A 21180-nucleotide genomic window follows, 5' to 3' on the forward strand; every position below is an offset into this window, starting at 1 on the left:
AAAGCCTCTTTTTCTTGTTTTTCCTGTTCGAAAAAGCCAGAAAATCTTCATTCAATGAAAATCTGAGTGAATAGGACTGCAGTTTGGCACCTCAGTATTAGATGATTCTGCCAGTTTTATCAGGTAATAGCACTCTTCTCTCATCATATGGTCTGCCATAAGTGCCGAGAATGAGCTCAGCATCTGATTTGAAATTTCTAATTCTTCAATTTCGCTCAGGAATAATTGAAACAACTCGATCTCAAGCTTCACGTCCTTGTTCATTCTGGACAATGCGGGAAAGGAATTGAGGTTAGTCCTTAAATAACCTGTTAATTCTACTGCCTTCAGGTAAAATTGTTCAAAATGCTTCGTAAACTCATCACTCTTATTTTTTAATTTCTTTTCAACGGCATCCAGGGAATCAGATATGGCTCCGGCGTGGCCTGCTGCATCCACTGTCCATAATAAATGGTGATGAAGCTCGTGAAAAACAGGCGGTATTTCTCCTTTTTTTAAGTATTGAATGATTAATAGATATTCCTCTAATTCATTTACCATATGGTTTAGAAAAGTTGGAGTTAAATGAATAACAAATTGGCTTGTCAATTGTTTTTTTAGAATATCCAGCTTAAATTTCCTTAACTCCTCAGTGAGTTTTTCCGCCTCGAGTGTTAATGTCTTATACTCGCTGCTGCTATTTGCTCTATCTCTGAGTTCTTTAAAGCTTTCAACAAAACGTTTCGCAGCTGCGATCTCACCTTTCTCCTTCTCAGCCAATGCTTCTAATATAAATGTTGAATGATCCGCCATGATCCTAAGCCAAAATCCATGTTCAAAGGCAGCCTTTTCATTAAATAAAGCCAGGATGATCACCTCTTATTTTTTAAGTCTACTTATATATAAATGTATGAAATTATTTATTATTCCACTTAAATTTATGAATGATAATAAGGTGATTTCTCCTTAGTAAATAAAAAAGAACCCGCTTGGGGTCCTAGAATTGTTTGATTGATTCAACTGCAGCTGTCAGGCCTATTTAAATTCTTTATTAAAATTTTTACTTTTGGATCTATTCTTGTTGCTGAGGACAAAAAAAAGCAAGCAGGCATGTGATTCCCATCACACTGTCTTCTTTTTCACTTTTTGAAACCAAGACTCCAGAAGCTCCTGCTCTCTTTCTTGAGAGATCCCCGCTTTGAGTTCTTTAACCTCTCTTTCTTTCTCCCATCGATATATATTATTAATAGTATCAGCAAGAGGCCGGAAGGAAAGGCCAGAGTTAACAGCTTTTTCTATACTTATGGAAAAAGTGCCTTTCCATGGTTCTGTTTCACCCTCTATCGGGTAGTGTTCCGGAATCCACAAGGGCATTTCCGTCCATGGCTGTACTTTATGCTCCAATACAAATTGTTCATCTGCCCAAATGAATTCCGCATCACTGTTTGTAACAGCCTTACAGGTGTTTAATAGCTCTTCTATACTCAATTCATTTTCCGGGCCTGTTACATTGAACGTCCCTGCCTTTCTTTTTTCCGCCAAATTGAACACCCACACTGCTATATCTTTTACGTCAATCAACTGAACTGGTCGATCTTTCCGACCAGGCACCAGTACTTCTCCACCTTTGGCTACACGCTTAACCCAGTACGGAAGCCTATCTGTATAGTCAAACGGGCCAACAAGCAGTCCTGCTCTTATATGCAAAACACGCCCTGGCCAATGGTTTTCTGCTTCTGCTTCACATAGTACTTTCAACGCCCCGTAATACTCGTAAGGAGAAATTGTTCCCTCCTCAACGGCTTTCAATTTATCCGCCGGCAAGGATTGTAAATGATAGTGTTCCTTAATATTGTTGGGAATCCAATCTTTATATACAGAAATACTTGAGATATATGTGTAATGCTCTATGTTATCCCCGAGTACGGCTGCTATTTTTTTAATTTGATTAGGAGCAAATCCGCATGTATCCATTACAACGTCCCATTTCCGGTTTTTCAGTTGTGATACATCACTGTCTCTATTTCCGACCAGCTGCTCCACTCCAGGAAAAGCCTCAATGTTTGTGCCGCGATTAAATAAGGTAATTTCGTGCCCTCTTGATAATCCTTCTTCTGTTAAAGCTTTTCCTAAAAAACGTGTACCGCCCAATATAAGGACTTTCATGATTTTCCCCCATTCAATTAAATAGTCTGAAAAAACCTTTCAATTTACAAACGATTTTCCTTAGTAAAAAGATACGGATAGATTGAAAAAATCATGACATTAATTAAGAAAGGTGCGATTGTTGAATGACACTTATGTTAACTGGTCATATAAAATAAAGCATTACAAATAAAGCTGTAAATAAACAGCTGAAAATATAACCATTCTAAAAAAAGAGCCTTATGGCTCATTTCAATATTAAAAGTAGTTAGATAAGAGTGCTCCCATAATTACACTCGTTAATCAGATCAGGTTTAAGCCGTCATCATTCATGAAATTAAATTACCTTCCATTTTCAAACCAATGATCTGGAACCCTTAAAGTTCCTGGTAATTTAGTGTTCCTATCGCCTTTTGCCGAGTTCATTTGTGGCTGGGTGAGAAAAATACTTTCTGTAAGATCTGCACCTCTTATATCAGCGTCTCTAAAATCTGCACCAATTAGATCAGTCAATCTCATGTCAGAGTCTCTGAGATCCGCGGCAATAAGCAGAGCTCCTCTTAAATTAGCTCCTCTAAGATTTTCACCTCTTAAATTTGCACCGATAAGGTCACTGCCCCTTCCTATTTTATGGTTTTTATTTTTTTGATTCTTTTTTTTCTTTTGGCCAGCTTTTGCCCTTACATATTCACTTGTACGCAAAAGTAACTCGTTAACGGCCATTCTATGTGATTGAATATTTAGATCAAGGATAGACTTAGGGCTTAAATAAGTCAGTGATTTCGTCTCATCAAGCGCAGCCTGCAAATCTTTATGTATAGATTTAGCCTCTTCTAAACTAAGGGCTTCATTTAAGAAGTAAAGCATTTCATGAAGCTGCTGCATAATAGGAAATACTTCGAACATTTCTTTTGCAGCTGCTGGATGATCCCGCCAATCATTCCCTTCATAAGTTACTTGAGATACGTGCTGTCCAGCGCCAAAACATTCATAAACAGCACATCCCCTAAATCCTTTTTGTCTAAGATTCCGATGAATTCCGCACCTGAAATCTGCTTGCAGGTTCGGACAAGGATCTCCGCCATCTTTATTGAGTGCAAAATCAGCAGATTGTGCAAAAGGTAAAGCCGTACAGCACAACCCGAAGCAGTTTTCACAGTCTGAATTTAAATTAAGTTGATCGTTATTGTTTATTAAATTAACCATTTTGAATACTTCCTTTTAAAGATATCTTATATAAATCAATAGCTCCATTCAAAGATGACATCCAGAGACTCAAATTGATAGCGTATCTGAATGATAGCTGCTGATAATTTCCTCAACTTTCAGCAAATCATCAATTATATAATCAGCTTGAGAAAGTTCTTCTTCCTGTGCAAAGTCGAATCTGCAGCCAATTGAAATTAGATTATTATCTTTGGCGGCCAAAATATCTGAAAGCCTGTCCCCCACCACAAAACCTTTTTTCAGTTTATATTTTTTAACGATTTTGCCGACTAACTCCGATTTGTTTTGTGATGCTATTTGCTGAATACTGAACATTTCTGTAATCAATTCTTGAAGACTATAATAATGAACAATTGCATCCAAATATTCTGTCTGCCCATTACTGGCAATAAAAATAGGAAAATGATTGTTTTTTAGTTTTCGAAATATTTCAGCCACATTCGGGTATAATTCTCCCCTGCCCGAATGAATATAACTTATTAATTGCTTTTGAAAAAAATCATTGGCCAGATTTCTTGTATCTATAGAGTGATTGGGGAGGAGCGTTTTCCACACTGCAGGCAGCGGAACACCCATTATCCTCCTATATTTGTCTATCGGTGTTTCTTTATCCCACAGATTTTTTCCCCTTAATAACTCAAATGTTTCTTCGAGTGACAATTCAAGAATCCTGTTGGTTTGAAAAAGTGTGCCATCCATATCAAAAATGACTGCTGTAGACATGATTCCTGCTCCTTTTTTACAATTTTTCATGCAGCCTCAATCTTTTTTTTCTCTTCTTATATTCTCTTAATATGAAAAAAACCTATAACACTTAAACAAAAAGGAAATTCGATTAAAACTAATAGAATGAGAGCTTCTACACTGTTTTCCATCTGTGTTTATTTTCTCTCTTAGATAGATAAGTCATGTGGGATATATAGAGTAATTCTTTCCAGCACAACCTCATCCTTTTATTGATAATTATACCATTTCGCCCTCTTAGATGTTTCAAATGATTCATGTAAGTTATCTCTGTATTTAGAACGGTTCAAACACAAACTAAATTAATCAATTATGAAGGAAAAAAAGCTTCATATATCCTTTTAAATGTAAACTAGGTTAATTGTAACGAATGATTTTCTATGCTGTAGGTATGCATGCTATATAGCGGTAAGAATAGAATGAATTTTCCGGGTGAGATCATCAGAAAATAATGAAGGAAAGCTTTACTGATCTATTGAACCACAGCTGCAAACTGTTCTCCTCATAGCCTTTATTTAGTACATCGACAAAAACACCCCAGGATAATATCGTTTGAAATAATGAGGTGTAACAGGCCTCATTTGTATAATCACCTTTACTATGAATGTCAGTATTTCCATTTACAACACTGCCATCAGCAGTAAACACTGTCATCTATACGTGTAAAGCTCCCGATTGAGGAAGATCGTTTTGCAGCAGCTGTGTCCTGGATTGCATAATAGCTCCCAATTATTAAATAAGACACTTATAATTCTTAATTAACTGTGTCCCTTAATTTAGTAAATGTCCTTCGAAATGCTTTTTCACCTTTGCCCAGTCTTCCTTAATGACACTATACAGGACAGTATGACGGATGATCCCTTCTTTTCGAATCATATGATTTCGAAGAATGCCTTCTTTTACCGCTCCAATCCGCTCTATCGCTTTTTGCGAACGGAAGTTTTCATGTCCTGTTTTTATTTGTACACGGTTAAGGTGCAGTTCTTCAAAACAATATTTCAATAATAAATATTTACAATTCGTATTGATATTTGTTCGCCAAAAATTAGGGTTAATCCAAGTTGAACCAATTTCAAGGCATTTGTGTTGTTTTGAAATATCTAGAAACCAAGTAGCACCAATTATTTTCTCTGTATTTTTATTTACAATTACAAACGCAATATCAGTACCATGCTCACGTTTTTGCAAGGCATCTTGAACATATTGAAGTACGCAGTTTTTCTCTGTTAAATCAACCGACATATGCTCCCAAATACGTTTATCTTGCGCTGCTTCATAAATTCTTTCGACATGTTCAAGTTCCATTGGGATTAACTGCACAACATTATTTTCTAATTTTTTCATTTTCATCACTCCTTGGATCTATTAAACCCTTTTTCTGATATGATAAAAATAACCAAAAATGAATTTTACTATAATACCAAGGGATGATGAAATGGAACTTCAAATTCTGCTAACGGATGATAAAACAAAATATATGCAAATTTATGAACAAATTCGACAAGCGATTTTGGAAAAAACACTATTAGCTCATTCTAAGCTTCCTGCTAAACGACGATTGGCTGAACAATTAAACATAAGTATCATGACTGTACAAATGGCTTACGAACAACTGCAGAGTGAAGGCTACAGTTATTTTGTTGAACGGCAAGGATATTTTGTTTCGGAAATTGAAGATGAATGGCACTATGCTGAAAATGCTCAGACTTCTCTGAAGAAACCGGAGCAGCCTGAGCATTTTATTAATTTTAAAAATGGCCAGGTTGATGCAGCTGTCTTCCCTTTCAAACTATGGAACAGGCTTTATCGAAAGGAGCTTAATGAATTCAACGGATACAATGCACCGTGGCAAGGAGAATATGCGTTGCGCTTGCAAATTGCACGGTATTTACAACAAGCTAGAGGGTTAGCTAGTCAGCCGGAGCAAGTGTATATTTTTAGTGGATTTCAGCAACAGTTAATGAATGTATGTCTGTTTTTTAATCGGGGAGCTATCGGAACAGAAGAACCAGGATTTATTCGGGCAAAATCTGTTTTTGAGCAATTACAGCTGCAATATCATCCGATTTCTGTGGATGAGGAAGGCTGTTGTGTGCCTAATGAGACAATTAAACTATTATACACAACACCAGCTCATCAATATCCAACCGGTGCAATTATGTCCGCAGCCAGGAGGATACAGTTATTACAATGGGCACTTAAACAGGACGCTTACATTATAGAGGATGACTATGATTCTGAATTTCGTTACAAAGGGGCACCCATTGCAACATTATCCCATTTAGATTCATCTGAACGGGTCCTTTACTTTGGTACATTTTCAAAAACATTATTACCATCGCTTCGTATGAGTTATCTTATTATGCCAGCATCTCTTCAATCGGACTTTGAACAGTTCAATACTTATCAAAAATCTACCGTTTCAAGAATCGATCAGCAAGTCGTCGCAAAATTAATGGCAGAAGGACATTATACGGGACATATAGCAAAAATGAGAACTTTATATCGAGCAAAAAGAAGCTGTTTAATTGAAAGCATAACTAACCAATTAGGAGAAGAATTTGAAATCATGGGAGATGCAGCAGGCTTACATATCATTGTTCAATTACCAGATAGATTAAATGAATCTATTGCAATAGAGCTAGCGAAGTCAAAAGGAGTTGAAATCGATGCTGTCTCCACAATGTATCAACTTCACAAACCAAGTCATCAAGTTATGCTGGGATATGGTGCACCATCCCTGGACGAAATTCAGAAAGGTGTGAGTTTATTAGCTGCAGTATGGAAAAAAAGCTTAAGTAATTAGCATTTTTATAGGGTTATTCAGATTTTTCCGGTTAACCTTATAATGTGAAGCACCCGTTAGCTGATTTAAGAAATAACGGAAAGCTTTTTTTGACTTTGTTCGTATATTCATGCTGATTTTAGACCAAAAGTAAACCGCCTTCCTGATTAGGCGGTTAATTGAACTATCTATTATATCCGTTAGCTTAACAATTGTGGGTTAATCAGACCTTTGCCTATAAGATTTGCTGACACAGGCTTTTTGCCGATTTCTCTAGCCCAGACCGATAACTGCCCAACATGGTGGATTTGATGTGCGATTACGTGGCGCATGACTTCACCCCACGCATCGACATCCATTGTCCCGTTGGGTCGGGGGTCGAAAAATGGGCGAGTTTCCATACTCAACTCCCAGGACTGTACAAACTCTTCCACTTCCGGTCGGAACGCCGCATCCAGTTTGCGGACCTTCTCCAAACCATTGTAACTTTCAAAACTTTCTTGAAAACCTGATTTTCCCTGCAGTTCCTGAATCCAGCTCCACTCCACATCGATAATGTGAAAGAGGGTATGTAAAATCCCCCCGACTCCACCTGTTCGGGTACGCTGCAGTTCCTCCACTGATACGTCCTCACACCAGCGGTACCATTCTTCCCTGACCAACCAATTGTAACGGAACATGGTTTGCATGATATTCCTCCATTCGAGTGATTTCTTTTCATGATTGAATATAATCTTACTTTAGTCGAACAAAGAACCCAGAACATTTCTTGAAAATCTCTTTGATCCTTACTTGTTCTAGATAAAATAGTTATCTCCTTCTTCAATTAACCTGCTTGTGGTATTAACTGGGATGAGTTTGATATCTCTTATGAAAAACAGGAAATTACGTATTGGACTAACGTCGCAGGATAGATTAAAAACAGTTATTGAAGAGTGAAAATATCGTTCTTTTTATTCGTGTTTGCAGATATGAATGAATAGAACAAATTGGAGGAAAATAAATGAAAGCAATTGTGTATACAAACTACGGTCCACCCGACGTTCTTCAATTGAAAGATGTAAAAAAACCTATTCCGAAGGAAAATGAAATACTGGTAAAAGTAAAAGCAACAACCGTAACAGTAGCAGATATTCGGTCACGGAGTTTTACAGTTCCTCCCGCTTTTTGGCTCCCTGCCCGAATTACACTTGGTTTCAGACAACCCAAAAAAGAGATATTGGGTATGGAGTTAGCTGGAGAAGTTGAGTCAGTAGGGAAAGATGTCAAAAGGTTTAAGGAAGGTGACCAGGTTTTTGCTGCTTCCCTAGTGGGTTTTGGTGCTTATGCCGAATATAGGTGTCTGCCTGAAGATGGACCAGTAACTCTTAAACCCTCCAATATAACTTATGAGGAAGCCGCTGCTATTCCAATTGGGGCACGCACAGCATTGTATTATCTTAGAAAAGCTAACATTCAAAGCGGTCAAAAGGTCCTTGTCTATGGTGCTTCAGGAAGTGTAGGAAGTTATGCAGTACAGATTGCCAAGTATTTCGGAGCAAACGTTACAGGGGTATGCAGTACCTCGAATTTAGAATTGGTAAAATCTCTGGGAGCCGATCAGGTAATTGATTATACTGCAGAAGATTTTTCTAATAAGGGTGAGCCTTATGATGTGATCTTTGAAGCAGTAAACAAGAGTTCGTTTTCAGCTTGTATGAAATCGTTAAAGAAGGACGGTACCTATTTAAATGTCACTGAACCATTACCAGGTGTTCGAATGCTATGGACTAAATTGACAAGCAGCAAGAAACTAATATTGGGTCAAAATTTACCTGAAACTTCCGAAGCACTAAACTTCCTTAAAGAACTTGTTGAGATGGGGAAGTTAAAAGTAGTCATTGACAGATACTATGCGTTTGAAGAGATAGTAGAAGCTCATAGATATGTCGAGAAAGGACACAAGAAGGGAAATGTCGTCATAAATGTGGAACATTACAACAAATCCTACTAAATGAAACACTATTTATTCTTTCAACGATCAGGGCATAGGAAATTCATTTGATGCAGCCCTAGAAATTCTATATAACAGGGTTTCTGATTATGGGTAAGGAAACAATGGAAACACAAAAGCGAATTTTCAATTATGATAACATCAAGCTATCTTAAGCACGGGTGCTTTTCTTGAATAATCACCAATTCTTATCCATTTCCCTAAGTCTAATAAGATGCAAAAATCCCTGCTTTTTAATCAAAAGCTGGGATTTTTGCTATGTTAATATATTGCCGTTTTTCTCAAAGCACTGCACTGCATTGAAAAATAGATGATGAAATGAAATAGGCTGCTACACAAAAAAAATTAACATGATTCAGAAAAAAGATTCATACATAAGACAGAGGGAGTTTTTCTTTTCCTTCCTAAAAAATATGAGTTAAGGAGGTCTTTATATGATTCAACAAACAGTTGAACTGAACAGTATAGGGGGGTTATATGGACGTTCTGTTACAGAATTGATTCAGACCGCCTCTCGTTATAGTTCTGATATTTTTCTAACTTATAATGGACGCAAGGTTAATTTGAAGTCCATATTGGGTGTTTTATCACTTGGAATACAAAACAAGGCAGAAATAAAATTAGAAGCTTCCGGACGGGATGAAGAAGAAGCTCTCCAACAAGTAATTAAAACTTTAACATCATTAGATTGAGTTAAGAAAGACATACACCCCTAACATGCTAATGAGCCTTTGCTCCCGTTGAGCAAAGGCTTTTTTTTGATGAGTATCCTCTATTTTACATTGTTATTTTTATTGCTTCTACTCAAGATCTTCAGTCTGATCTTTCCTGTTAACATTTATTATGCAAATTTACGAATAGCCATAACCTGGCATAAACGAAAATCCCAATTTTACTCCTCCTTATTTATTGAACAAAGGAATAAACATTTTTTCCTTTGTATTTAGTTTTTAGAAATTATTTTTATTAAATAAATCATAAATCTGAGCCTATGTGGCCCAACGGTTTAAAAACATTAAAAAAAAGACCGAAAATCTCGGTCTCTTTGTGCTATATATTCAGATCTCTTTTGTTATAAAAAACATAGGTAATAATCGAAAGGGCCGCAATTAGCCCTATAGACAACATGATAAAGCTTGCTTCGAAACCGCCGCCATACATGACATTTTTCGCTTCAAAATATTTGAATGGTGTAAAGTATATTAAGCCTTCAATGTTCTCATTCAAATCAATAACGATTGATAACATATAAGCAAGTAATAGGATTCCAGCAGCTGCTGATGCAGCCGATTTTGGATTCTTTTTGACAGCAGCAAGCGAGCTGCCTATTACCATAAACAAGACCTGCAAAATGAACATCGCCGCCATTAAGATGGCAATTTCACCATTAACCGCCTCATCCCCTCTGTATTTCCCTATAAGAATAACGGACGAAGCGAATGTTGCGAGATTAAAGATCACGACATTGGTGAATGCTGCCAATAATTTTGCGGTAATAATGGTACTTCTTGAGACTGGCTTTACGAATAAAAACTCTGACGTTTTGTCCCGCTCTTCTTTGGCAATAATCGTTGCTCCAAGCATCGCCGCATGGATAGTTGCCATTAATAACAAATAGAGAAAGAGCATACCATAGTAGCCGCTGGCCTTCGATAAATCCAAAGTACTGAAACCCAATACAGCCCTCAGTGATTTTGGGATATCACCCATCAGATCATTTATCGATTGGCCAGAAGATGAATAGGCAGAATACTTAGCCATTCCAGATGCCACCACAAGAAAGACACCGATGCTCCAAAAGATAAGCGCTTTTCGATGAGACTTCAATTCTTTTAAATATATATTCATGACCCCACCCCTCCGTATAGCTCTCCATATGCATAGCCAAAATTCTTATACAGCATGGATATCCTTCTTGGTATAGACGACATAACTAGCTGCAATGGCAAGAATAATAATCACTGCACCTACAATCAAAAATGATGCTTCATAGCCGGAATGTTTAATGATATAGGCGGTGTCAAAATATTTAAATGGTGAAAAATAACGTTTCACTTCATCGTCTTTCGTATCACTGAACACTCCCAGAAAATAGAAAGCAAAGACGGTAGCAAGCGAGACGGGCAGCACGGATTTGATCTTATGGACCATAACGGAAATGATAATTCCTATAGCCAGGAAAATCAGTTGAATGAAAAAAATCGTAAGGGAAAGTAAAAAGAAAGTTTTCAAGCTAAAATCATCGGTCTTGACTTGTAATGCCACAAAGCTCGCTGCAGCGAAATAAACGATATTCGTTATGACAATCGAAACCGATGCTGCCAATAACTTGGCTGTCAAAATTTCAGTCCGGGTAACTGGCTTCGTGAGCAAAAAGTCTGCGGTTTTTTCACGGACTTCTTTGCTGACAATGGAAGTACCGAGATTCATTGCCTGGATTGCTGCGCAAAGAGTAATAAACGATAATGGGAAGCTATAGAAGCCTAGAATAGTAAAGAAATTCCCTTGATTAAACCCAAGTGCATTTCTTATCGCCTCCGGATAACTTTCCAAAATTTTCATAAAATCTTCTGCATCCTCTTTAAAGGAAGAATACATCGACATAAAAATAACGATGATCACAATTAACGATAGCGACCATATGATCGTAGACTTCCGATACGCCTTCAATTCATGAAAAAATATATTCATAGCGTCCTAGACCTCCTTTTCATAGTAGTGCATAAAAATCTCCTCAAGGTCCGGCTCTTCTATCCAGAGGTTCGTGATTTCAATGTCGGCTATTTTTTTCATGACCGTATTGATATTTCCCTTAAATATAAAGCTGGCAACATTATTTTTCACCTCTAAACTGTTGACACCCGTTAAATTAAAATAAGTTGGTTCAAGCTTTAACTTTGCTTCAATTTTGAATTTTTTATAGGTGTTTTCTTGTAATGTACTAATTTTTTCAACTGTAACGATTTTTCCCTCTTTAATAATGGCAACACGATTACATAAACGCTGTACCTCATTTAAAATGTGAGATGAAAAAAGTATTGTGGCACCTTTTTTATTCTCTTCCTCAAGCAATTCAAAGAAATTTTGCTGCATCAGAGGATCAAGTCCACTCGTAGGTTCATCGAGAATGATCAGCTTAGGCTCATGAAGCAGCCCCTGAACAATACCGACCTTCTTTTTGTTTCCTAAAGAGAGGTCATCTATTTTTTTATTGAGATCCAAATCCATGATTTCAGCCAACTCTTTTATTCTTTTACTGCAATTTTTTTTATAGAAGCTGGCCGAATATTTTAATAAATCCTTTACTTTCATATTGTCATAATAAAAAACTTCTGACGGTAAATAGCCTATTTCCTTTTTAATTTCAGGACCTGATTGAATACAATCCTTTCCAAAAATAGTTGCACTGCCGCTTGTGGGATAGATGAGAGATAACAGCGTTCGGATCGTTGTCGACTTCCCAGCGCCATTTGGCCCAATAAACCCGAAAATCTCACCCTGTTCAACATTAAAACTAATATCGGATATCCCTCTTGCCTTGCCGTAAGTTTTGGTTAGATTCTTTATTTCTATAACGTTCATTTATCTTACCTCCCTTTTCTCTCCTCAATCAGTTATGCGGAATGGCCAATTTTGTAATAGGATTGATCACCCCCTTATTCGTATAAAGAATTTCTTAATATTTTCAGGTACTCTTCCATTTCTGCCATTGTCTCTTCGATATCGAGTTGCTCCAGAGATAGGGCCAATGCTTTTTCTTGATATTGATAGGCGAACCCTTCCAATGTCCAATTTATAATGTTAATCGCTTTTTTGATCTCAATCCCTTTTTTAAATTTGGAAAGATCAATATCGGAAAATAATTTATTGAAGGAACTTTCGAACAACTCTTTCCCCCTGCGGTTTATATCAATTTTCACTGCAGGAGAGGAGTCTTTATAAATTGACTTGGCGAAACTCAACATTTCCGGGTAAATTTGATATATCTCAATTTTCAGCAATGCGATTTGCCGATAGCGGGCAAAAATGTCTTTTTCATCCCAATTTATTTTTTCCATAATTTTTTCCATTAGAATATCGACCATATGATCATACAAGAATAAATATAATTGCTTTTTATTTTGGAAATAGTGGAATAACAAACCCTTTGATATTCCCGCTTCCTTGACGATTTCATTTGTCGATGCCTTATCATAACCGTTCTGGGCAAATTCCTTCATTGCCGAATTTATGATGCGGTCCTGTTTTTCCTTATCCAGATTCAAAAATTTCGAAAACATCTTGGCAGCCCTCTTTCTACATTAGCTAATGCGAGGTTGTTGACCATACCGGTCAACACCATTGTAATCCCGTTGACCTCTCTGGTCAATGGTGTTCAAGCTATATTTTTTACAAAAAAATGAAATTGTTGCTTAGAAACATTGTAGGTATTTCCGGGATATTCACTTCCTCTTTATGGGGCCGTTATAAAAGCCTATCCAAAACATATTATGGCCGTTCCTCGAGCAATAACTTTCATTCCCTTACTGCACCTTTGAATAAAGTTTGATTAAATTAACGATCTAATTCTTTATACAAGAGCAAAAAGAAAAAAGCTTATTTTGAAAAAGATTAATCAAAACAAGCTCATCAGGTTCCTTCACGTTGTCACATCCGTAAAAATAAGAGAGCAAGATTTCAAAATGAATTTTTCATCAAAATTTGTCATAATAAGAATGAAGAAAGGAGGCAATTCATGCTTCGACTGTATGGAGCCCTAATCGGGCTTAGTTTAATTTGGGGTTTATCGTTTGTTTTTATGAAATGGCTGCTTCCGCCAGCTGGTGTATGGGGAATTGTGTTTCTCCGCTGTATAGCAGGTGCAATCATCCTGCTGCCGGTTTTAGTGTGGAGACGCAGAGAAATCAAAGGGAGGCTGCCTTGGAAAGCACTAATTGTTGTTGGTATATTTAACTGTGGTTTGGCATGGGGCTTGATACCTTTAAGCGAAACTGTGATAGACAGTACGACCGCTTCGATTCTGAACGCGACTACGCCGATTTGGACAGGTCTTATTGGATTTATTCTTTTTTCTTATCGACTTACCAGCCGTCAGTGGATTGGCATATTAATTGGTTTCTTCGGAATACTTATGCTGATGGATTTCCAATTCGGCCAGCTTTTCGGAAAGAATTTTATTGGAATTGGGACAATGCTTGCTGCCGCCATCTGCTACGGACTTGCCGGCCAGTTAACAAAGCGTTTTTTGTCGGAGATAGGGGTGCTGGTTATAACAACTTCCACCTTACTTACTGGTGCTCTTGTCGGTTTAATCGGGATGCTGCTTACTGAGCCGTTCAAACTTGATTTGCTCCTTGATCCTCTTCCGTTTTTTGCGGTAATCGGTCTTGGCTGTTTCGGTTCAGGGCTAGGACAACTGATCTATTTCTATATCAATAAAAACGGCAGTCCTGAGTTAGCAGCAACTGTCACTTACATGATTCCTGGTTCGGCTATAATCTGGGGTTATTTCCTGCTGGAAGAAACGATTACTCCAAATATAATTGTCGGACTGCTAATTATTTTTGCAGGCGTTTATCTTTCATCGAATAAGTCAAAATATAAAAGTGCGAATTCTCCTGTTGTTCATCAACAAGATTAACATTAGTTTTTATAGTATGGATCTTTGGGTTTATCTCAAAGATTTTTTCACATTATTACGTGTATCGCAGAGAAAAAAATATCCAAGCCATCAAACATTCCCCGATTGTCTTCATTATTTTACAATTAGTTACTGCGGTGCTTGTTAGCAAAGCACCTTTTCATTCAATAAGAAGAAATGAATTTTTTTGAAGCTGTTATGACAACAAAATCTGACCAAAATAAAAAGAGCATTGAATTTTAATGCTCTACCGTTTATTTATGTGGAAGTCCCTTTTCTTAAAATGTCCTTTTAAAATTTTTCGGTATAGTTGGTCTAAACATTGATAAGCAGCCTTACAATTCTAGATATTTTTAATTTCTTTGCAGGGAGCACCCACTCATCAATTCGATCTTTACCAATTCAGGTTCAAAATCACAGTATACTACACCCAATCTCATCTTTTCTTTTAAGTCCATTATTTATCCTTTATTCACATTTCTTTTATTTTGATTAGAGCGAAATTAGCTTACCTTAAGGGACTTTTTAATTTTTGACTGCTGGGTAGATTTTGAAGAAGAATCTTTATTCAAAGCCAATAAAACAATCATTCCAATGATACAAGCAGTACCAAACCATTGGAAATTTCCAAAGGATTCTCTTAGCCAAAAGACTGTTGTTAGAACAGCCGCCAGTGGTTCTATGCTACCTAAAAAGCTCGATTCTTTTGGCGACAGACTTTGTAAACTTTCGATATAAAACCAAAAAGCAATCATAGTACCAAATACGATAACGAAAATTAAGTATAAATAAGCCTCTAATGTTAAGCTTTTATAGTCCAATTGCCAAGGTGAGTGAATCAAACTCATGGCAAAACCGCCAATAATCATAGCCCAGCCAACAATAACAAGGGAATCGTATTGCTTCAGTAAAGGAACAGCATATAACGTATAAAAGGCTAACGCTATTCCAGATAAAATACCCCAAACTATTGCAAGTGCCGACACAGATAATTGAGAGATTGAGCCGTTGGTTAATAAGAAAAAGCATCCAGCCAAAGCAAGCGAAACTGTTATTAAATCCTTTCTTGTTAGAACGGATTGTTTGCGTAAAATTAAATAAATAATAATCATGACAGGCGCTAAGTATTGCAATAGCGTTGCGACAGCAGCATTCCCGTGTTTAATGGATGCCATATACGTGTATTGAACGGCAAGCATACCCAATAATCCAAAGATAATCAGCGGAACAGCAGTCCTTTTACTTTTCCATACACCAAGTATCTGAGAAGGGTCTTTGCCAAAAAATTGAATGGTCAAGAGTAAAGGGCCTGCTATAAGTAATCGTATAGTTACAAGCCAATTTACATTGATTGCGTATTGATGAAAAAGCTTTTGTGCAACGGTGCCCCCAATACCCCAAAAAATCGCACCCGTAATAACGAGAAATAATCCTTTTCTTCTATTCATATTTAGCTCTCCACCTTTAAATACAAAAATAGTGTTATAATATTGTCATAATAAGTGAAAAATCAGTTAAATAATACCTAAATTGAATGTGAAAATATAAATATATTGAGGCGGTAATATGCAAATAAAAGATTTTAAGATTGACCAAAGTTTAAAAGAATTAACAGAACATCGTACCGTTGTGTTACCGATTGCATGTTACGAAACAACGATTAACCAAAATATTAATGGATTTATACCACTTCATTGGCATGATGAAATTCAATTTGTTCTAATTATAAAAGGAGAAGCCATATTTCAAATAAATGAAGAAAAAGCAGAGGTTCGTGAAGGTGAGGGGATATTTATAAATAGTGGCTGTCTGCACATGGCGGAAGAAAAAAATCTTTCCGGGTGTGTTTATATTTGTTTAAACGTTTCTCCGCATTTTGTTTTATCACAAGAACTCTATACTACTTATGTAAATCCCTATATTCAAGCGACTAATTTATCTTACTTACACTTAAATACAAAGGAACTTTGGGAGAAAAACATTTTAGATGCCATTATAAAAATCAATCAATTGATTCAACAAAAGCCACCATACTACGAAATTGACATCACCGTACAGCTAACGTTCATTTGGCAAAACTTAATCGTTAATGGCTTCAAATTAGAGTACGAACAGACAGAAATGTTAAAGAATCATCGAATGAAGCAAATGTTAAATTGGATACATCTACATTATGCTGAGAAAATCATGTTAGATGATATTGCAAAAGCCGGACAATTGAGCCGATCGGAATGCTGTCGATATTTCAAGCGAATGTTAAAGAAAACACCTTTGAATTACGTAACAGATTTTCGAATTCAAAAAAGCTTAGTCTTACTACTGCAACCAGATTCAAATGTCACAGATGTTGCCTATCAAGTAGGATTTAATAGTACAAGCTATTTTATTGATAAGTTCCGGAAGTCTATAAACATGACACCGTTAGCATACAAAAAGTATAAAAATGGGTAATTATCTGAATGTTATTTTGTTCATTCAATTTTTCATGTGTTAAAACACTAAAGAGAACGGCTTAATATTTAATAGGAGGGTCTTTCTTGGAACTTTTCGGTCTCTTTCTTACTTGAACTAACCAGCTTCGCGAGTTTAAGTGTAATCCTTCACAAACATTCTTCCTTAGTATTCTAATTCTTCCAGCTCTCCTCAACAATCTGGACATTTAATGGCGCAACATACTGAAATTTAACGTGAGTATAGTCGTACTGTGCATTTAAAGCGGAAGTGCTTAATCAGTAGTTTTCATTAATATGACATATATCAGATCACCTTCTAATACCTTTTATTATCGTAAATAATAATTGAAGCGAATACAGGGAGAGGAAAATATGGCAATAAGACCTCCGTTGCTGCAAAGAGGTGATACGATTGGTTTGGTGACGCCTGGCAGCCCTCTTGATACAAAAATTATAAATGACAGAGTCCAATATTTGAAAGATTTGGGCTATAATGTCGTTTTTGGGAAGCACGTTTATTCTTATGAGGGCATCACAGCTGCACCAGCTGAGCAAAGAGCCGAAGATGTCATGAATATGTTTAAAGATCCAAGTGTCAATATGATTCTATCAACAAGAGGAGGAACTGGGGTTCAGACCATCCTTCCTTACCTGGATTTTGATGTCATAAGAGAGAATCCTAAAATTATATCTGGCTATAGTGACATAACCGTATTACTAAATAGTTTGTATCTATCTAGTAATTTAATAACGTTCCATAGTCTAATGCTGATTGATTTTAGAATAGAGACACCCGTTTATAATTTCAATCAATTCTTTGAAGCAACTTCTACATTGAATTCTCCCAGAATTATTCAAAACCCGCCAGATATTCTCCTGAAGAGTTTAGTGCCGGGAAATGTAACGGGTCCAATAGTGGGTGGAAATATAACTTCTTTAGTCAATACCCTTGGTACTCCATATGAAATAGATACACAAGGTAAAATCTTTTTTTTAGAAGACACACATGCACCTACTACAATGATTTTTCGGTATCTGACTCAATTAATGATGTCAGGTAAATTTCAAGATTGTCTTGGCATTATCATGGGAGAATGTACGAATTGCCTTGTATCTTATGATACAACTTATGAAGATTTAATTAATTTATTGTTAGTCCCTATAGGAAAACCACTGATCATCAATCTTGCTTCAGGGCATGGGTTTTATAAAGCTGCTATTCCAATAGGTGCTAATGTTAATCTCAATTCGACTGATACAATATTGACTGTGCTTGAACCAACCGTTACTTAGCGATATGAAGGAGTTGGTTCAGCCAGAATGATCAGCAATCTCAGTAAACCCCTCCTCAACCTTGTTCAGCACATAGAAACAATGAATTCCCAGATCCCTTTCAGAAGCGTATTAATTGGCAAACTAAAAATCCTATTGATATTGAGTGGGGAATAGACCATTTGGAGTTCCTAGCAATGCTGGATTTTTACTGGGAATTCATTCTAACGAGACATAAATGTATTGAATGATATCATCATGTATTACAACAGAGTCAATTACACTATTGTTTTTTTCTCTATACATCCAAAAATCTTTTACATTGGTTGTTATAAATAATAAGGTAAAACTCATGCTCTAAATTCATGTTTTCCTCCTTAAAATAAGGCTCTCATTATTTCTAATAATAGTAGTCCATCTTCATATATAAGCAAAGTAAAAAAGACGCTTCCTGCGGAAACGCCCAATTAATTGAAGATCGTTCTGGAACATCCACGCCGCATGGATATTCCAGAAAAACCCCCTTTAATAAACGACAACGCCAACTCTTTATTATTGTTGTACGCACCACGGCAGTATTTAGAGAATCTATTTCGATCAAGGAAAAATAGATTATTCAGCAATGCTATTTCTTCAAATGATAACCTATCCTAGTTATCTAAAGAGAAAGTGCTTTCCTAGCTTTTTCGGATTACTGTTTGCTTACTACTTTACTAACTATTTCAGTTACAGCAGTTCTGCTCATTTTTTCCTTTCCCTCCATCAAGGCATCAAGCGTACCATGTGCGAGAGCTATCGGGATTTTACAAAAATTAAGGATAGGACCAGGTTTAATATTCTCCAAGTAAACGTCAGCAAGAGCTAGATTACGTCGTGCGTACATAAACATATCTTCTAACTCCCACCCATCGGGAAAGAAATCTACACCTCTCTCTAAATCCTCAGCGCGGTTACGAAGAATATTAACGGACTGTAAGCCGCGGCCAAAGGCTATGGCGAGAGTCTCATCTGTTTCAGTAGCATCATACCACTTCCAAATATCTGAGAGCATGACTCCAACCAAACCAGCCACGTAGAAAGTGTATTGATTCAAATCTTCTTCACTCTTAATCCGCCACTCTTTTAAAACCCAGTCAGCCATCCCTTTCGCCATAGTGGATGTTGCATTCAAAACATCCTCTACAATTGTCGGTGGACAAAGCTTGATCCAATCACCAAGACGTAAGGTAACATCCGGAAGAAGGGAGTTGTATGGAAGAAAAATATCCATTAACTCGTTGTTATTAAAAGGTTTTTGCAAGAGTTGGCTGATTGAACGCAATAGATTGCTTTTGGTTTCAGCATGGAGTTCAGGATGATCTTCAATCTCGTCAATGGCTCTCATGCATAAGTAGGCGGATGTAACCGTTTCTCTTAATCCTGGCGATAGAAGACTTATAGGAATAAAGAATGTCCGGCTTGTTGCCATTAACATGTCTCTCGCGTCGCTATGTAAATTTATTGTTTCACTCATATTTGTACTATCTCCTTTATTTTTTTAGTCTTATTAAATCCTTTCATTAATTTCAATAATTGCAAGTAGTGTTAGGATGATTAGCTGCATAAAATCCTAGTTTCTTCATAAGAAGTCTATCATGTATTTATTGACTTTTACAAAAATAATCTCTTTTTACCATTAAACAACATATTCATGCCTAACTCTTAAATGCAATTAGTCTTCCATCATTTTAAACTATTATTTGTGCTTTTTTTATACTTTCGAGAAAATCTGACCGTGCAACGGTTATTACCTGTTTTTTATATTTTCGAACTGTTTGAAATTCGTAAAAAGCAGGCTTCTTTCCTTTAACTACCTTCTCCGTCAGACCAGGCCTCTTAAAGCACCTCATTCCAATCTTTTTACTTTAGGATATGTTTTATTGTTTTTCAGTTAAAATTTATTGATAATTTAAAAAAGAACGCTTTGATTCAATCTCAAGCGTTCCTTTAGTAGTACTTTTCATTTCGAGTATTAACCTACCTATAACCTTCTGCGTTTGCAGGTTTACCCGCCTCTTGAACCTCAGGAATATACCTCCAGCAGTCCGGCTGGGAACCGTCAATGTCTTTAAATTTGTATTTTTTTGCAAGCTGTCCGCTTGAGAAAGATTGACCGCTCATGTTGATTTTGTCAGGGTCATTAGCAATTGCTGCGATTGCCCTTCCAGTAAAACGCGGAGTTTCAGAAATGACAAAATGAGGTTCTTTTTCTAATGCATCACGCCAATTTTCTTCCTTCACTCCAAACTCTTCAAGCATGATTTCTGAACGCATCCAGCCAGGTGTTACAGATACGGCTGTACATTCATATGGTGCGAGCTCATGTGACAGGGATTTAGCAATACGAATGATTGAACTTTTGGCTAAATCATAAAAGAGCGATAATCTATAATGGCTGTTGTTGTATTCTTCTGTTCCGTCCGTCATTTCTACCACTAATCCTCCTTTGTTTTTAATCAGTAAAGGAAGCGCATAGTGACTTGTGATGATATGAGTATCAACAGCAAGTCGAAGCAGTCTAAATCCTTTATCCAAAGACTGCTGCCATACTGGACTGTTCCATTCCGTTAAATACTCTCCTCCCCATATATCATTGACCAATATGTCCAATCTTCCCTGTTCCATCTCTATCCTTTTTAACAATGACTCCACTTGTTCATGAACAAGATGGTCAACTTGAACCGGAATACCTATCCCGCCTAAGTCAGTTACTAATTCAGCCGTCTCTTCGATTGTTTCCGGACGTCCATATTCAGAAATTTGGTTCCGGGTAGTGCGGCCGGTAATATAGACAGTCGCTCCGGCAGCTCCAAGTTCCATTGCAATTCCTCGTCCCGCTCCCCTTGTTCCGCCCGCAACCAGTGCTACTTTGTCTTTTAAAGGTTTCATCTGTTGAACCTCC

General features: G+C 36.9%; 19 protein-coding genes. 6 read left to right on the forward strand and 13 right to left on the reverse strand.

Annotated elements, in window-relative coordinates; genetic code table 11:
• Positions 1-51: 51 nt before the first annotated feature.
• The 5 genes from K8L98_RS15530 to K8L98_RS15550 all read right to left on the reverse strand — a co-directional run bounded on the left by K8L98_RS15530 (position 52) and on the right by K8L98_RS15550 (position 5439).
• The gene (locus K8L98_RS15530; RefSeq protein ID WP_420828795.1) at positions 52-792 is read right to left on the reverse strand and encodes a DUF2935 domain-containing protein; all 741 of its coding nucleotides are present in this window, start codon (positions 790-792) and stop codon (positions 52-54) included.
• Between the two features lie 309 nt (positions 793-1101).
• Positions 1102-2145 (reverse strand): SDR family oxidoreductase, encoded by a 1044-nt coding sequence (locus K8L98_RS15535; protein ID WP_223435952.1) that lies wholly within the window; start codon positions 2143-2145, stop codon positions 1102-1104.
• A 321-nt stretch (positions 2146-2466) separates the two neighbouring features.
• The gene (locus K8L98_RS15540; RefSeq protein WP_223435954.1) at positions 2467-3330 is read right to left on the reverse strand and encodes a pentapeptide repeat-containing protein; all 864 of its coding nucleotides are present in this window, start codon (positions 3328-3330) and stop codon (positions 2467-2469) included.
• A gap of 69 nt (positions 3331-3399) precedes the next feature.
• Entirely contained in the window at positions 3400-4074 is a 675-nt protein-coding gene (locus tag K8L98_RS15545; RefSeq protein WP_223435956.1) for an HAD hydrolase-like protein, read from the reverse strand.
• A gap of 792 nt (positions 4075-4866) precedes the next feature.
• Positions 4867-5439, reverse strand: a complete 573-nt coding sequence (locus tag K8L98_RS15550) for a GNAT family N-acetyltransferase (RefSeq protein ID WP_223435957.1) — start codon at positions 5437-5439, stop codon at positions 4867-4869.
• A gap of 91 nt (positions 5440-5530) precedes the next feature.
• On the opposite strand from K8L98_RS15550, the gene pdxR reads away from it, so the two are divergent.
• Positions 5531-6901, forward strand: coding sequence for a MocR-like pyridoxine biosynthesis transcription factor PdxR (gene pdxR / locus K8L98_RS15555; RefSeq protein WP_223435959.1), 1371 nt, complete (start codon positions 5531-5533; stop codon positions 6899-6901).
• 179 nt (positions 6902-7080) lie between these two features.
• Here pdxR and K8L98_RS15560 read toward each other — a convergent pair whose 3' ends face one another.
• On the reverse strand, positions 7081-7569 hold the full coding sequence (locus tag K8L98_RS15560; protein WP_223435961.1) for a DinB family protein: 489 nt from the start codon (positions 7567-7569) through the stop codon (positions 7081-7083).
• Positions 7570-7883: 314 nt separating this feature from the next.
• Between K8L98_RS15560 and K8L98_RS15565 the strand changes: the two genes are divergently transcribed.
• Positions 7884-8873: an NAD(P)-dependent alcohol dehydrogenase gene (locus tag K8L98_RS15565; RefSeq protein ID WP_223435963.1), complete on the forward strand. Its 990-nt coding sequence runs from the start codon at positions 7884-7886 to the stop codon at positions 8871-8873.
• 434 nt (positions 8874-9307) lie between these two features.
• Complete coding sequence (locus tag K8L98_RS15570) at positions 9308-9565, forward strand: HPr family phosphocarrier protein (protein WP_223435965.1); 258 nt, start codon at positions 9308-9310, stop codon at positions 9563-9565.
• Between the two features lie 358 nt (positions 9566-9923).
• Here K8L98_RS15570 and K8L98_RS15575 read toward each other — a convergent pair whose 3' ends face one another.
• The 4 genes from K8L98_RS15575 to K8L98_RS15590 all read right to left on the reverse strand — a co-directional run bounded on the left by K8L98_RS15575 (position 9924) and on the right by K8L98_RS15590 (position 13153).
• On the reverse strand, positions 9924-10721 hold the full coding sequence (locus tag K8L98_RS15575; protein ID WP_223435967.1) for an ABC transporter permease subunit: 798 nt from the start codon (positions 10719-10721) through the stop codon (positions 9924-9926).
• A gap of 45 nt (positions 10722-10766) precedes the next feature.
• Positions 10767-11564, reverse strand: coding sequence for an ABC transporter permease subunit (locus tag K8L98_RS15580; protein WP_223435969.1), 798 nt, complete (start codon positions 11562-11564; stop codon positions 10767-10769).
• A 6-nt stretch (positions 11565-11570) separates the two neighbouring features.
• Complete coding sequence (locus K8L98_RS15585; RefSeq protein WP_223435971.1) at positions 11571-12455, reverse strand: ABC transporter ATP-binding protein; 885 nt, start codon at positions 12453-12455, stop codon at positions 11571-11573.
• A 74-nt stretch (positions 12456-12529) separates the two neighbouring features.
• Complete coding sequence (locus K8L98_RS15590) at positions 12530-13153, reverse strand: TetR/AcrR family transcriptional regulator (protein WP_223435973.1); 624 nt, start codon at positions 13151-13153, stop codon at positions 12530-12532.
• Between the two features lie 455 nt (positions 13154-13608).
• On the opposite strand from K8L98_RS15590, the gene K8L98_RS15595 reads away from it, so the two are divergent.
• A complete protein-coding gene (locus K8L98_RS15595) occupies positions 13609-14514 on the forward strand; it encodes a DMT family transporter (RefSeq protein ID WP_223435974.1) in 906 nt (301 codons plus the stop codon).
• A 503-nt stretch (positions 14515-15017) separates the two neighbouring features.
• Here the strand turns inward: K8L98_RS15595 and K8L98_RS15600 are convergent.
• Positions 15018-15962, reverse strand: a complete 945-nt coding sequence (locus K8L98_RS15600; RefSeq protein WP_223435976.1) for an EamA family transporter — start codon at positions 15960-15962, stop codon at positions 15018-15020.
• 118 nt (positions 15963-16080) lie between these two features.
• Here K8L98_RS15600 and K8L98_RS15605 point away from each other — a divergent pair, with 118 nt between their 5' ends.
• Together K8L98_RS15605 and K8L98_RS15610 are read left to right on the forward strand one after the other, a co-directional pair.
• The gene (locus K8L98_RS15605; RefSeq protein WP_240549796.1) at positions 16081-16965 is read left to right on the forward strand and encodes an AraC family transcriptional regulator; all 885 of its coding nucleotides are present in this window, start codon (positions 16081-16083) and stop codon (positions 16963-16965) included.
• 374 nt (positions 16966-17339) lie between these two features.
• Complete coding sequence (locus K8L98_RS15610; RefSeq protein ID WP_223435978.1) at positions 17340-18260, forward strand: S66 peptidase family protein; 921 nt, start codon at positions 17340-17342, stop codon at positions 18258-18260.
• Positions 18261-18930: 670 nt separating this feature from the next.
• Here K8L98_RS15610 and K8L98_RS15615 read toward each other — a convergent pair.
• Positions 18931-19752: a squalene/phytoene synthase family protein gene (locus tag K8L98_RS15615; RefSeq protein ID WP_223435979.1), complete on the reverse strand. Its 822-nt coding sequence runs from the start codon at positions 19750-19752 to the stop codon at positions 18931-18933.
• A gap of 503 nt (positions 19753-20255) precedes the next feature.
• Positions 20256-21167: an SDR family oxidoreductase gene (locus K8L98_RS15620; protein ID WP_223435981.1), complete on the reverse strand. Its 912-nt coding sequence runs from the start codon at positions 21165-21167 to the stop codon at positions 20256-20258.
• Positions 21168-21180 lie beyond the last annotated feature (13 nt).

Source organism: Metabacillus dongyingensis (assembly GCF_019933155.2).
GTDB classification, from domain to species: Bacteria; Bacillota; Bacilli; order Bacillales; family Bacillaceae; genus Bacillus_P; species Bacillus_P dongyingensis.

What these genes read in the sequence shown, in the direction of transcription:
- pdxR (WP_223435959.1), top strand. Translation starts at nt 5,531, where the DNA reads ATGGAACTTCAAATTCTGCTAACGGATGATAAAACAAAATATATGCAA.
- K8L98_RS15550 (WP_223435957.1), bottom strand. Translation starts at nt 5,439, where the DNA reads ATGAAAAAATTAGAAAATAATGTTGTGCAGTTAATCCCAATGGAACTT.
- K8L98_RS15575 (WP_223435967.1), bottom strand. Translation starts at nt 10,721, where the DNA reads ATGAATATATATTTAAAAGAATTGAAGTCTCATCGAAAAGCGCTTATC.
- K8L98_RS15610 (WP_223435978.1), top strand. Translation starts at nt 17,340, where the DNA reads ATGGCAATAAGACCTCCGTTGCTGCAAAGAGGTGATACGATTGGTTTG.
- K8L98_RS15615 (WP_223435979.1), bottom strand. Translation starts at nt 19,752, where the DNA reads ATGAGTGAAACAATAAATTTACATAGCGACGCGAGAGACATGTTAATG.
- K8L98_RS15605 (WP_240549796.1), top strand. Translation starts at nt 16,081, where the DNA reads ATGCAAATAAAAGATTTTAAGATTGACCAAAGTTTAAAAGAATTAACA.
- K8L98_RS15565 (WP_223435963.1), top strand. Translation starts at nt 7,884, where the DNA reads ATGAAAGCAATTGTGTATACAAACTACGGTCCACCCGACGTTCTTCAA.
- K8L98_RS15600 (WP_223435976.1), bottom strand. Translation starts at nt 15,962, where the DNA reads ATGAATAGAAGAAAAGGATTATTTCTCGTTATTACGGGTGCGATTTTT.
- K8L98_RS15580 (WP_223435969.1), bottom strand. Translation starts at nt 11,564, where the DNA reads ATGAATATATTTTTTCATGAATTGAAGGCGTATCGGAAGTCTACGATC.
- K8L98_RS15540 (WP_223435954.1), bottom strand. Translation starts at nt 3,330, where the DNA reads ATGGTTAATTTAATAAACAATAACGATCAACTTAATTTAAATTCAGAC.
- K8L98_RS15530 (WP_420828795.1), bottom strand. Translation starts at nt 792, where the DNA reads ATGGCGGATCATTCAACATTTATATTAGAAGCATTGGCTGAGAAGGAG.
- K8L98_RS15560 (WP_223435961.1), bottom strand. Translation starts at nt 7,569, where the DNA reads ATGCAAACCATGTTCCGTTACAATTGGTTGGTCAGGGAAGAATGGTAC.
- K8L98_RS15545 (WP_223435956.1), bottom strand. Translation starts at nt 4,074, where the DNA reads ATGTCTACAGCAGTCATTTTTGATATGGATGGCACACTTTTTCAAACC.
- K8L98_RS15570 (WP_223435965.1), top strand. Translation starts at nt 9,308, where the DNA reads ATGATTCAACAAACAGTTGAACTGAACAGTATAGGGGGGTTATATGGA.
- K8L98_RS15535 (WP_223435952.1), bottom strand. Translation starts at nt 2,145, where the DNA reads ATGAAAGTCCTTATATTGGGCGGTACACGTTTTTTAGGAAAAGCTTTA.
- K8L98_RS15595 (WP_223435974.1), top strand. Translation starts at nt 13,609, where the DNA reads ATGCTTCGACTGTATGGAGCCCTAATCGGGCTTAGTTTAATTTGGGGT.
- K8L98_RS15585 (WP_223435971.1), bottom strand. Translation starts at nt 12,455, where the DNA reads ATGAACGTTATAGAAATAAAGAATCTAACCAAAACTTACGGCAAGGCA.
- K8L98_RS15590 (WP_223435973.1), bottom strand. Translation starts at nt 13,153, where the DNA reads ATGTTTTCGAAATTTTTGAATCTGGATAAGGAAAAACAGGACCGCATC.
- K8L98_RS15620 (WP_223435981.1), bottom strand. Translation starts at nt 21,167, where the DNA reads ATGAAACCTTTAAAAGACAAAGTAGCACTGGTTGCGGGCGGAACAAGG.